The following is a 12685-nucleotide window of genomic DNA, read 5'->3' on the forward strand; positions in this document are numbered from 1 at the left end:
CCTGGACCGCCTCACCCGACGTCGAACTGCGCCACAATCGCCGTCACCCCCAGCAGCAGCATGCTCCACACCCCTGCCGCCACCAAGGTCGTGTTCTCGGACGGTGGCGGCCCGTAGCGGTTGCCGCCCGCGTCGCCAGCCCGGTACAACAGATAGCCAAGCGCCAGCAGATTGACCGGCGGCAGCAGCATGAGCAAGGCCCACCATCCCGGCCGTGCCAGATCGTGCAGGCGGCGCCGCGTCATCGCCAGCGCAAGCGCCAGCGCGGCCAGCGCGCCCGCAAGCGCGAGTAGCTGCGCCACCGCGCGCCGCTCGACCAGTCCGAGCGGACCGATCAGATACGCGACCAGCATCAGCAACAAAACACCCGGCAAAAAGCCATACACCAGGTAACGCAAACGGCCGATCCGCCCATCCAGGCTGAACGGCGTCGGCGTGTAGCTGGCGCGCGGGTCCCGCACCGGATTCAGATCCGATGCCGGTGCTGCGTAAGGATTGGGATTATCCAATGGTCTCGCTCCCCTCGATCACCGGGGCGGCGTCGAACCGGCCTGCTCCGGCGCCGCGGCCGCTTGCCCGCCATCGGTGCTGGCGTCGTCCGACGCGGCGGCGGCATCCTCGTCAACGTCGTCCCCGGCGGCGACCGCCTTCGCCGCCGCGCCTGCCTTGTACTCTTTCATCAATTCATTGGTCTTGAAGCGAACCATATCGGCAATCCACTTTTCCTGGAGGTCCTGGTAACTCGGCAAGACCGCGATGATGGCGACCGGAATCAAGAAGGCGGCAATCACCAGCGCCCGCGTGGTCGGCGCCGGCGGCACGCCGAACTGGTTGGCATCCGGATCGCCGCGCCCGAACACCATCCACAAACCGAAAAACAGATTCGCCACGGGGACCAGATGCAGCAGTCCCAGCCAGCCCGACTTGCCCAGGTCATGCAGGCGGCGGCGCGTGACCACCAGCGTCAGCGCCGTCGATGGAATCCAGACCACCATGGCGAACATGCTGAGCATCGGCCCGTACGCCGGGATCAGCCAGGTCAGCAGCGCACTCATCGCGGCCACGGTCAGCACGGTGACGATCATTTCGTACACCAGATAGCGCACCCGGCCGATGCGGCCATCCTTTTGAAACATGCGCGGCAGATAGGTGTCGCCTTGATAGGCGGTGGCCGTCATGTCGGCGGATGGCGCAGCGTACAGATTGGTCATTGGCAATTCCAGCTAAGAAGCATGCAGATCAAAATGGCAATATCATACCGGCAATTTGAACTTGGCGAGGGCGTATAAGAGCACCACAATGACCGGCGGCAACGCGCAGGCCAGGCACGCCGCCTGGGTGAACGCCGATACGCTCGAGGTGGGCGCCGGGCCGCGCGGGTTGGCGTTGGGGTTGCCGGGGGCGCACAGCAGATACAGCACGAACAGCACGTTGACTCCCGGCACCCCGAGCAGCAAGACCCACCGGCGCGCGTGATCGAGGTCGTCGAGGCGGCGCGCAGCCACGATGAGCAGGTGCGACAGCAAGGCCAGCAGCGCGAACCCCAGCATAAGAGCAGCCGGAAACGAGCCGGCAAGCATGAATAGCGGCGCCATCGGCAACAGCGTCGCGCACGTGGGAAAGACCGAATACACCAGGTAGCGCCCGCGCCCGATGCGCCCGTGCAAGCCGAACACCGAGGCCGTGTAGGCTGCGCCCGGCGCGCTACCGGCCGGCGCCGCATAGGGATTACTCAACTCAGGCACAGGCTGTGCGCCAGGCCGGACGCGCAATCGATGTCGACCAGGCGCCCGGCCCGGTCGAACACCAGCAGGCGCCCGTCGTGAAAACTGAAACGCGCGGCATCGTCCTGCGCCAACTCGACGCGCGCGCGCACCTTGCCATCGGCCAGGGTCGCGATCTGGCAGCGGACCGCCTGTTCCACCGCCACCATCAGCACCAGCCACTTGCCGTCGATGATCACGGTGAGCGGCGTGTTCGACTCCAGCGCCACCGTCACCGGCTTCGGCTTGCCATGCTGGGCGACCAGCAGTTGCTCATTCATCCAGTCGGCGCTCACCAGATACGGCGCCTCGCCCGCCGCGCCGGGCAGGATCGACATGCCCTCGTGCCAGGCGATGTCGTTCCACCAGTCGCGCTGGCGCAGATGGCGGCCCGGCTGCTCGTACGACCACTGCTCGATGCCGTCGTCCACCTTCAGCAGCAGCGTCAGCGCGCCGGCCCGGTCGGCATAGCCGACAATCGGTCCCGGCAAGTCCGCCACCTGCCAGACGATGCTTTGCTGCGGCGCGCTCGTGTCGAGCACCGCCAGGCGCCGCTCCAGCGCCACGTTCCAGGACACGCCATCGTAATCGAGCGACCAGTGCGTCAGTTCCAGCGTCAGCCAGTCCGACACGGCGCCGCTGATCAGGTCCAGGCGGCTGACCCGGTATGTGCGCTCGCGCGCCATCAGCGCCAGCGCGCGCTTGCCGTTGTGCGAGATCACCAGGTGCGCGGCCGGCACCGGATAATGGGCCAGCTGCACGCCGTCGCGCCCGATCCGCACCACCCCGCTCTCGCCCAGCGCCAGCAGATAGTCGCCGTCCGGCAGCGCGCGCGCGTCGTGGATCGGCATCAGGCCGCGTTCCTCCGGGCTCACCACCAGCGGCGCGCTGCGCCCGCTGAGCGGCATGCCCGGCGCCGCTTGCGCGTCCTTGGTCGAAAACAGCGGCAGGTCGGCGCGCAGCGCGTCGTTGGCGGCCAGGTCGGTCAGTTGCATCAGCACCGTTTTGTCGAGCCGGCTCAAGCCTTCCATCCGTTCCGGCAACACCTTGCGCAGCAGCGCGCCCGCCACCCGGCGCGTGGCGTCCGAGGCCGGCAGGGCGCCGACCAGCGCCACCGCCAGGCGCGCGCGCCGCTGCACGCCTTCCTCGCCGGGCGCCGCCAGCAGCGCGTCGATCGCCACCGCGCTCGAGCGCAAGGTGCCCGGCATCAGCGCCAGTTTGCGCGCCAGCGCCTGCATGCCCAGCGTGCCGCCGCTGCGTTCGGCCTGCACCAGCCAGCCCAGCGCCAGCGCATGATGCTCGGGCAAGGGCCAGATGACATCGATCGCCGCCATCAGGTCGCCGCGCGCGGCCAGGTACTCGGCCCAGGCGCGCCGCAGCGGCGCGGCGTGCTCGCTGTCGCGGCCCTCGAGCAGGCGCACGGCGGCGTCGAAATCGTTGTGCAGGCGCGCAACGCGCACCGCGCGCTCGATATCGCCGGCCAGAACCCACAGCCGCACCGCCACCGCTGGCGCCAGTTCCACCGTGCCGGCCAGTTGCGCCGCCTGCAGATAGCGCTCCTTCTTTTCGAGATAGGTGACCGCTTCCAGGGGACACTGCAACAGCTCGGCCAGCACGTACACGGCTTCGTCGATCCGCCCTTCGCGGTCGAGCCGCTCGAAACTGCGCCGGTAGGCTGCGCGCAGCTGCGTCACCAGGTCTTCCGCGAAGTTGATCGACGGCGCGGAGGGACTCGGGCCGCTCACGGTCAAGCTGGTGCGCGGACGCGGCCTGCCCAGGGCCGGTCGCGACGCCCCGCCGCCGATCGTATCGATCGGCACCGCGTGGCGCAGCGCTTCGGCCAGGTCGCCCTTGTCAAACAGGTCGAACAGTTGCTGGAGATAGGTGGCCTGGCGCCAGCCCAGCACTTTCGACACCCGGGTCAGCGACGCCAGGCGCGCCATCAGCGCCGACAGGCGGCGCGCCCATGGACCCGGCCCGGCGCGCTTGCCTTGCCCCGCGCCGCCGTCCTGCCCCGGCCCCTTGGCCGCGCCCTTGCCAGTCCCCGTTCCCGTTCCAGCGCCATACGCCGGAACGTACCCTGTGCCCTGCCCCGCACCCGCCGCGCCGCCGGCGCCCAGGCCGCGCGCCAGCAGGCCAAGCACGCCGAGCGCCACGCCGGCCGCCAGCGCGGCGGCGCGCGCGCCGGACGGCTCCGGCACGCCCGTCCCCTCCCCGTCCCGTTCGATGCGCTCGATCTCCTTGCGCGCGAACCCGATGCTGTCGGCACTGCGCACGGGCATGGCCTCGCCCAGCACGTCGCCCAGCGCCATCGGGACCTGCATGGTCAACTCGACCGGTGGAGGCGGCGGCGCCAGCGGCTGGCGCAGCGCGATCGCGTCCAGCGCCAGCCACGGCGCGGGATCGACGCGCGCCTGTGGCACCGCCGCTTGCGCCACCCCGCCCCGCACCAGCCAGTAAGCGCCGGCCGGAAGCGCGTCCAGTTCGGCCGCCGTCAGCGGCGCGCTGCTGAGCACTTCACCAACCCGGCACAGCGCCAGCGCGTCGAGCGCTTCCACATGCCGCCAGCGCGGCGCCGGCCAGGCCAGCAGATAGCCGCCCGCGGCCAGGAACAGCTGCGATCCGGCCTGCCAGTGTCCCAGCACGCGCCGGCGCGCCTCGGCCTCGCCCAGCAGTGGCAAGTCGAACCACAGCGCGCGTACTTCAAGGTAGCCGCAAAACAGCGGTTGGCGAATTTCAATATCCATACGGACCTCTATCGGGAATGTCATGCACGCGCGCACTCATGGGTACACGTGCGCCGGCGGCGTGTAATGCAGCAGCGCCAGTTCGCTGTGCAGCCGGCGCACGAACAGTTCGTGGCTGGTCAGCAGCCAGCTCATGATCTGGCTGGACGGATCGAGCGTCAGGTGGGCGATCGGAAAATGCGCATGCACGATCGTGCGCCGCTGCGTCGCGCCGCGCAGCTCCACCGTGCAGCGGTCGGGATTGATCACCAGCAGCGCCAGCTCGGCGCTGTCGGGCGCCAGGCGGGCCACCCCGATCACCGTGGCGCCGTCGCCGATCACCAGCGTGCGCGAGGCGCGTCCATGCACCAGCAGCCATTCGGTGTCGCTGGTTTGCAGGGCCAGCATGTGCTCCGGGGCGAGGCTGTTCACTTCGCCGTACAGCACGCGCAGGACCGGCCACTCGAACACCAGGTCGTCGACCGGCTCCGGCGCGGCGGACTCGTAACGATGCAATCTGGTCAAGCCGTCCGCCACGCTGGCGTACAGCAGCCGGTTCTGGCTCTGGACCGCGCCGACCACGCCGCCGGCCAGCAGCTCGAAGCTGGTCGCGCCAGCGCCGTCATGGCGCGCGCGCCAGCGCACCAGGCGCGCGGCGCTATCGATCATCAAGACCTGGTCATAGTCGGTCTTGCGCAGGAAGAAAATCGGCAGCCAGCGCCCCAAGCCGCGCGCCGCCGCGAACCGCCTTGCTGGCGGGCGCGCGCATTCGCAGCGTTCGAACACCCCGCCGAAATACCGGAACATCAGCTTCTCGCCGCACGCGGCCACGTCGGCCACCCTGTCGCCCAGCGGCCAGATGCCCAGCACGCTGCCGCGTTTCGGCACGCGCTGGCGCCGCGGCGCCGGCGGCATGCTGGCGTACGCGTCCAGATAAGAAAAACTGAGCGTGCCACCGTCCGGCCGGCCGGTGACCACGCGCTCCTGGTAGCACGCAAAGCGCGGCGCATGTTTGAGCGAGGGCGTATTGCGCCCGCCCATGCGGTTGCGCGCCGGCTTGGCCGGCTCGCCGGCCGGATAGCGCAACAGGCGCACCGCGCTGGCTGGCGCCGGCAGGTCCAGCGTCAGCTCGCGCGCCCTGCCCCGCTGCGCGATGCTCACTTGCAGGCCATCCCCGAGCAGCGGCTGGACGATGCCGGCGCGCGCGCTTTCGCGCCGCAGCGCCACGGCGTCGGGCGCGCCCACCTGCCATACCTCGGCATGCGGATCGAGTCCGGCCAGTTCGTCATTCCAGCCGTCGCGCGCGGCGGTGCCAGCACGCAGCGCCGTGCGCGCGTTTATCAGGCGCATCAGCGCCTGCTGGCCGCATCCGGCATCGAGCGCGCCGGGCGTTTGCAAGATGCCCCAACGGAAGCTGGCGCCTTCCTCGTGCGCGCGGCGCGCCAGCAGGATGAACAGCGCCAGGTGCACCAGGCGCGGCTCGCCCAGTTGCGCCGGACCGGCGTCGAACAGCGCCACGCAGCTGCGCGCGCGGCGCTGCACGCGCGGCTCGGGCGCCGAAAACAGCAGTTCGCCGGCGGCGGCGCGGCGCAAGAATTCATCGGGCGCGGCGTCCAGCACCGCCCATTCGCTCAGGAGCAGGCGATGGTAGGGGCCGCGCCGGGCAATGCCGCCCACCCCGACCGGTGTGCTCTCCGGCGCCGGCGCCGAGCCAGCCATGCGGCCCACCAGCGGCTGCAGGCGCAGCAGCATGGCGCCCAGCGGCGCGGCCAGTTCCGCCGGCAGCAGCGCCAGCCAGGCGCGCCACGGCGCCAGTTGCGCGGGCAGCTTCATGCGCCCTCCGCTGCCTGAGCCGGCCCCACCCGCAACAGCGGCGGGCCGCTGTCGTGCAAGTTCATGACGCATAATTCGTGCGTGCCGGTGAGCCAGCACAGCCGGTCGCTTGACGGATCGAGCGTCGCCTGGGCGATCGGCGCCTCGCTGCGCACGATCACCCGCTTGTCGCTTTTTGAAAACAGCTCCAGGGTGAGCCGGTCGGCGGCGAGCACCACCAGGGCCGGACCGTAAGGCCGGCCACGCGTGACGCCGATCACTGTGGCGTCGTGCGGCACCAGGATCCGGGTGCGCCGGTCGCAATTGGGGGCGATCAGCCGCCATTCTCCAACGTTCATCTGCACCGCGTACAGCCAGCCTTCCGGCGTGCTGCTGAAGCGCACCTGCAGCGCCGCGAACGCGAATTCGCCGATTGTTTCCGGCTCGACGGTCCTGGCCTTCAAGGAATGGATCGTGGTGCGCTTGCCGTCGCTGCGGGCGTACAGCAGCGTGTTGGCGCTCTGGGTGGCGCCCACCACCTTGTCGGCCAGCGCATCGAAACGCACATCCGGCGCATGCTTCTCGTTGCCGGCGCTCCAGCACACCAATTGGCCGGCGAGATCGATCATGAACACGCGCGCGCCGATTCCCTTGGGAGAACGGTCGCTCAGGAAAAACGTCGGCAGCCAGCGGTTCTCACCCGGCGGCGCGTGGAAGTGCTCCGGCGGCGGCTGCGGCACGCTGCGCGGCGGGCCGAATGCCTGGCCCGGAAAACGCATGAGCGTCAGCTCCGTACCGCTGCTGACCACGCGCGCCAGCACTTTGCCGAACAGAACCACGCCCAGTTCGCTCGCATGCGGGGTCGGATGGGAACGGCGCGGCTGGGCCGGCTCGATGGATGCCGAGGTGGGCACGGCGTGCAGCACGCTGCCGCCGGCCTGCCTGCCCGCGACGATCCAGTCGCCGCTGACGGCGAAGCGCGGCGCAAACAGCAGCGAGGCGGTGTCGCCCGCGCTCACGTCGCTGCGCAGCTTGGGCGGCGGCGGCTTGAACGGATCGCGCAGCAGGCCCGCGCCGACCTGCGGCGCGGGCAGCTCCAGCTGCAAGCGGCGCGTCTGCCGTGCCTGCGTGATGGCCACCTCCAGGCTGGCGTCGAACAGCGACTGTCCGATGGCGGCGTGGGCGCTGGCGCGCGCGGTGGCGACGGCGCCGGGGGCGCCCACTTGCCACACCTCGGCCTCGTCCCCCAGCCCAAGCCCGGCCAGGACCGCATTCCAGCCGTCCAGGTGCTGCGCGCGGACGCGTTCGAGCGTGCGCGCGCCCATCAGGGAGCGCAGCGCATCGCGCCCGCTGTTGGCGTGCAGCCGGTCCGGCCGCTGCAGGATGCCCCATTTGAAATCGGCCGCGCCATCCTGCGCACGGCGCGCCAGCAGGATGAACAGCGCCAGTTGCGCCAGGCGCGGTTCGCCCAGTTGCTCCGGGCCGGCGTCGAACAGCGCCACGCAGGTGCGTCCACGGCGCTGCACTTGCGGCTCGGGCGCCGAAAACAGCAGTTCGCCGGCGGCCGCGCGGCGCAAGAATTCATCAGGCGCGCCGTCCAGCACCGCCCATTCGCTCAGGAGCAGCCGATGGTAGGGGCCGCGCCGGGCAATGCCGCCCGCCCCGACCAGCGTGCTGTCCGGCGCCGGCGCCACGCCCGCCATGCGGCCCACCAGCGGTTGCAGGCGCAGCAGCATGGCGCCCAGCGGCACGGCCAGTTCCGCCGGCAGCAGCGCCAGCCAGGCGCGCCACGGCGCCAGTTGCGCGGGCAGCTTCATGCGCCGCCCGCTTGGTGCGCCGGCCCCACCCGCAACAGCGGCGGGCCGCTGTGGTACACGTTCTTGACGCATAGTTCGTGCGCGCCGGTCAGCCAGCACAGCCGGTCGCTCGACGGATCGAGCGTCGCCTGGGCGATCGGCGCCTCGCTGCGCACGACCACCCGCTTGTCACCTTTTGAAAACAGTTCCAGCGTGAGCCGGTCCGCCGCGAGCACCAGCAAGGCCGGCCCGTGTCCGGTCTGATGCACGGCACGCGTGACGCCAATCACCTTGGCGCCGTGCGGCACCAGGATCCGGGTGTGCCGGGTGGCCTTGCGGTCGATCAGCCGCCATTCCCCCACACTGAGCTGCATGGCATACAGCCAGCCGTCCTGCGTGCCGCCGAAGCGCACCTGCAGCACGGCAAACTCATACTCGCCGATTGTCTCCGCCTGCGCGGCCTTCGCCGCCAGCGAATGAATCGTAGTGTGCTTGCCATCGCTGCGGGCGTACAGCAGCATGTTGTCGGTCTGGATGGCGCCCACCACCTTGTCGGTCAGCGGGTCGAAACGCACCTCATGCATGGAATGCGCGATGCCGGTGCTCCAGCACACCAGCTGATTGTCGACATCGATCATGAACACGCGCGCACCGACGCCGGTGGGGGAATGGTCGATCAGGAAAAACGTCGGCAACCAGCGATCGAGCCCTGGTGGCGCCCGGAAGTGCGCCAGCGGCGGGTGCGGCACGCTGCGCGGCGGGCCCAATACCATGGACGGAAAACGCATGAACGTCAGGTGCGTGCCGTTGCTGACCACGCGCGCCAGCATCTTGCCGAACAGGACCACGCCCAGTTCGGTCGCATCCGGCGTCGGGTGGTAGCGGCGCGGCTTGCCGGTCTTGGCGTACACCGAGTTGGGCACGGCGTGCAGCACGCTGCCGCCGGCCTGCCTGGCCGCGACGATCCAGTCGCCGCTGACGGCGAAGCGCGGCGCATACAGCAGCGAGACGGTGTCGCCCGCGCCGATCTCGGTGCGCGGCCTGGGCGGCGCCGGCGGCTTGAACGGATCGCGCAGCAGGGCCGCGCCGACCTGCGGAGCGGGCAGTTCCAGCTGCAGGCGGCGCGTCTGCCGTCCCTGCGTGATGGTCACCTCCAGGCTAGAGTCGAACAGCGACTGTCCAATGGTGGCGTGGGCGCTGGCGCGCCCGGTGGCGTCGGCGCCGGGCGCGCCCACTTGCCACACCTCGGCCTCGTCCTCGATTCCGGCCAGGGCCCAATTCCAGTCGTCCAGGTGCTGCGCGCCCACGCGCTCGAGCGTGCGCGCGGCCAGCAGGGAGCGCAGCGCGTCGCGCCCGCTGTTGTCGTGCAGCCGGTGCGGCTCCTGCAGGATGCCCCACTTGAAGTCGGCCGCGCCGTCCTGCGCACGGCGCGCCAGCAGGATGAACAGCGCGAGCTGCGCCAGGCGCGGTTCGCCCAGCTGCGCCGGGCCGGCGTCGAACAGCGCCACGCAGATGTGCGCACGGCGCTGCACTTGCGGTTCGGGCGCCGAAAACAGCAGTTCGTTGGCCGCCGCGCGGCGGATGAATTCATCCGGCGCGGCGTCCAGCACCGCCCATTCGCTCAATAAGAGATGCTGGTACTGGCCGCGCCGCGCAATGCTGCCGGCGCCGGCCGGAATCGTATCCGGACAGGCGGCCACGCCCGCCATGCGGCCTACCAGCGGCTGCAGGCGCAGCAGCATCTGGCCGAGCGGCGCGGCCAGATGCGCAGGCAGCAGCGCCAGCCAGGCGCTCCACGGCGCCAGTTGCGCGGGCAGCTTCATACAGCTTCCCGGTCCGGCGCCGGTGCGACTGCCAACAGCGTGCCGCCGCCAGAGAGGTCGATGACGCTCAATGCGTTGCGGTCGGTCAGCCAGCACAGGCGCCGGCCCGACGCATCGAGCACGGCCTGGGCAATCGGCACGTCGCTGCGCACCAGTACACGGTTCTGGTCATTCCAATGCAGTTCCAGCGTGCGCCGCTGCGCACCGATCACCAGCAAGGACGCCGCCTGCCTTCTGCCCATCAGCAAGCCGCCATGCAAGACAGCGATCACCCTGGCGCCTTCGGCAATCCGGATCCGGATGGGCAGCCTGGCATTGTGGTCAACCATCTGCCATGTCGTGTCGTCAATGCGCATGGCGTACAGCCAGGGCAAGTGCGCATGGCCGAACAGCACCTGCGTGGCATCGACGTCGAACGGGGCGATCATGGTTGGCTGTTGCGCCTTTGCCGCCAGGGTATGGATGGTGGTGCGCTGTCCATCGCTGCGGGCGTAGATCAGCAACTTCCGGGTTTGCGACGCGCCCACCACCTGGTCGGCCACCTCATCGAAACGCATGCCCGCCCCTTGCTTGTGCCCATAGGCGGTCCAGCACACCAGCTTGCGCTCCTGGTCGAGCATCAGCACCCGCGCGCCGGCGCCGGTGGGAGAGTGATCGATCAGGAAGAACGTTGGCAGCCAGCGGCCCTGGTCCGACGGCGCGCGGAACTGCTGCGCCGGGGGCAGCGGCACGCTGCGCGGCTGGCCGCAGTCCATGCCGGGAAAACGCACGAAGGTCAGCTGCGCGCCATTGCTCACCACGCGCGCCAGCACCTTGCCGAACAGGACCACGCCGAGTTCCGCCAGGTGCGGCGTGGCCCGGTAGCGGCGCTGCTTGCCGGGCTGGCCGAGCACGGAGTTCGCCACCGCGTGCAGCACGCTGCCGCCATCGGGCCTGGGCGCGACCAGCCAGTCGCCGCACAGGGCGAAGCGCGGCTCATCGGTCAGCAAGACGGTATCGCCGACGCTGGGGACCGGGCCGTACCGGCGCGTCCGAACCGGCATGCGCGGATCGCGCGCCAGTCCCGCGCCCGGTTCGGCCGGCGAAAACACCGGCGCGGCGCTCGGTGGCGCCAGTTGCCGCGACAGCTTCGTGCGCAGCCAGCGCATCATGGCTGCAGCTCACCCCTGAGCCATGCCAGATGGGCGCGCGTGAGCGGATGCGCGTGGCCGATATCGAGCACTTGTTCAGGCGCGTCCCACAGCAGGAAAGGCACGTGCGCGCCACGCCCCGCCAGGTTGGCCAGCACCAGGTCGAGCGGCAGTTGCGGCGCAACGTCGGTGGGCAGCCACAGCATGCGCTGGAGCGGGTCCGGGGCGCAGTAGCGCGCGCCGTCGACCCACGGCAGCGCGGCGGCGCGCCCGAGCAGCACCAGCATGTCGCGCGTGGCCACCGCCGTCAGCGCGGCCAGTGCCTCGTCATCGCAGCGCGCCAGGCGCGCCAGTACCTGGCGCATCGCGGCGCCTTGCGAGACTTGCCCGCGCGCTTCCGGCGCGCTGCCGGCGGGGCGCGCCATCCATCCCAGCGGGCTCATTACGCGCCCTGCACGGCCACCACCAGCTGCGCGCGGCGCGCCGACAGTTCCGGCGGCAGGTTGTCCTTGCCGAAGTTGGCGTCGATTTCGCGCAGCAGGGATTCGGCCGCGCCCCGGAAGGCGTCGCCACGGGCGCCGCCCAGCAACTGGTCGGCGCTTTCGGCCAGGCGCGCAATGCGCGCCAGCGGCTGCTGCACGGCCGTTTCGACCACCGCGTGCAGGAGCGGATGGCGCGCCTCGGCCAATAGCTCGCGCAGGGTTTCGCGCGCGCTTTGCTGGCCGGCGGCGCTGGTCACCACGTACACCAGCGGCCACAGGTCGGCGCGGGTGGCGACGCTGCGCCCGGCCAGCACCGCGGCCGCCGCGATCAGTTGCTGGGCCTTGACGATGCGCCGGTCCGACAGGATGATCTGCGCCCCGCGCAGCTTGCGCACCGCCTGCGCCAGGTCGGCGCGAACGGGCTGCATGTCCACCAGCGGCACCGCGCGGTGCAGGGCGTCGAGCGTGGCCATGTCGGCGCGCGGCGTGATGGCGCGCTGGCCGACCGCCCAGCCGCCGGCCAGCAAGTCTTCGAGGCGCGCGTCGGGCACCGCCTCGACGAACACGTGCAGCAAAAAGCGGTCGGCGAACGCGGCCAGGCTGTCGTCGTCGGGCAGCGCGTTGGAGGCGGCCACGCACAGGCGCAGCGGACAGGCGATATGCGTGTGGCCGCGGCGGAACTGGCGCTCGTTGAGAATGCCCAGCAGCGTGTTGAGGATCGCGGTCGAACCGAGGAAAACTTCGTCGAGAAAGGCGATGTCGGCTTCCGGCAGCATGCCGCCGACGTCGGTTTCGACCAGCCCGTCGCGCAGCTTGCCCAGGTTGACCGCGCCGAACAGTTCGGACGGCTCGGTAAAGCGTCCCAGCAGATACTCGAAATAGCGCCCGCCCAGGCTTTGCGCCACGCGCCGCACCACGGCGCTCTTGGCGGTGCCGGGCGGGCCGATGACCAGCAGGTGTTCCTGCGCCACGGCGCCGAGGATCATCAGTTCGGCCAGGTGGTCGCGGTTGATCAGGCCATCGGCGGCTTCGCGGATGGCGTCGCGCAGGGTCGCTGCGGCTTGCTTGACTGGGGTATTCATGGGCGTGTGCGGTGCGGCTGGGCTCGTGCACGCGTCGGTGCTGCAGGAACTTTTATTGCCAGGGTTTAAGA

At 70.6% G+C, this 12685-nt stretch carries 10 protein-coding genes; all 10 read right to left on the reverse strand.

All coding sequences use genetic code 11. The annotated features are described in order from the left end of the window. Positions 1–11: 11 nt before the first annotated feature. From F2P46_RS09080 to F2P46_RS09125, 10 genes are read right to left on the reverse strand one after another with little or no spacing between them, the layout of a single operon-like run. Positions 12–509: a DUF805 domain-containing protein gene (locus F2P46_RS09080; protein WP_166887819.1), complete on the reverse strand. Its 498-nt coding sequence runs from the start codon at positions 507–509 to the stop codon at positions 12–14. A gap of 18 nt (positions 510–527) precedes the next feature. Continuing rightward, positions 528–1211, reverse strand: coding sequence for a DUF805 domain-containing protein (locus F2P46_RS09085; RefSeq protein WP_166887821.1), 684 nt, complete (start codon positions 1209–1211; stop codon positions 528–530). A gap of 42 nt (positions 1212–1253) precedes the next feature. Further along, positions 1254–1745 carry a DUF805 domain-containing protein gene (locus F2P46_RS09090; protein WP_166887824.1) on the reverse strand — a complete coding sequence of 164 codons (492 nt, stop codon included), beginning with the start codon at positions 1743–1745 and terminating at the stop codon, positions 1254–1256. Next, positions 1733–4510 carry a bpX6 domain-containing protein gene (locus tag F2P46_RS09095; RefSeq protein WP_166887826.1) on the reverse strand — a complete coding sequence of 926 codons (2778 nt, stop codon included), beginning with the start codon at positions 4508–4510 and terminating at the stop codon, positions 1733–1735. Before F2P46_RS09095 ends, F2P46_RS09090 begins: the two co-directional genes overlap by 13 nt. A gap of 36 nt (positions 4511–4546) precedes the next feature. Next, positions 4547–6322, reverse strand: coding sequence for a hypothetical protein (locus tag F2P46_RS09100; RefSeq protein ID WP_166887828.1), 1776 nt, complete (start codon positions 6320–6322; stop codon positions 4547–4549). Beyond that, entirely contained in the window at positions 6319–8118 is a 1800-nt protein-coding gene (locus tag F2P46_RS09105; protein ID WP_166887830.1) for a hypothetical protein, read from the reverse strand. Before F2P46_RS09105 ends, F2P46_RS09100 begins: the two co-directional genes overlap by 4 nt. Next, positions 8115–9920 carry a hypothetical protein gene (locus tag F2P46_RS09110; RefSeq protein ID WP_166887832.1) on the reverse strand — a complete coding sequence of 602 codons (1806 nt, stop codon included), beginning with the start codon at positions 9918–9920 and terminating at the stop codon, positions 8115–8117. The genes F2P46_RS09105 and F2P46_RS09110 overlap by 4 nt, the downstream gene beginning before the upstream one ends. Beyond that, a complete protein-coding gene (locus tag F2P46_RS09115; protein WP_166887834.1) occupies positions 9917–11071 on the reverse strand; it encodes a hypothetical protein in 1155 nt (384 codons plus the stop codon). The genes F2P46_RS09110 and F2P46_RS09115 overlap by 4 nt, the downstream gene beginning before the upstream one ends. Beyond that, positions 11068–11493, reverse strand: a complete 426-nt coding sequence (locus tag F2P46_RS09120) for a hypothetical protein (RefSeq protein ID WP_166887836.1) — start codon at positions 11491–11493, stop codon at positions 11068–11070. Before F2P46_RS09120 ends, F2P46_RS09115 begins: the two co-directional genes overlap by 4 nt. Next, positions 11493–12614: an AAA family ATPase gene (locus F2P46_RS09125; RefSeq protein WP_166887837.1), complete on the reverse strand. Its 1122-nt coding sequence runs from the start codon at positions 12612–12614 to the stop codon at positions 11493–11495. Before F2P46_RS09125 ends, F2P46_RS09120 begins: the two co-directional genes overlap by 1 nt. Positions 12615–12685: the final 71 nt, after the last annotated feature.

Source organism: Massilia sp. CCM 8734, assembly GCF_011682155.1.
Classification (GTDB): Bacteria; Pseudomonadota; Gammaproteobacteria; order Burkholderiales; family Burkholderiaceae_D; genus Telluria_A; species Telluria_A rubra.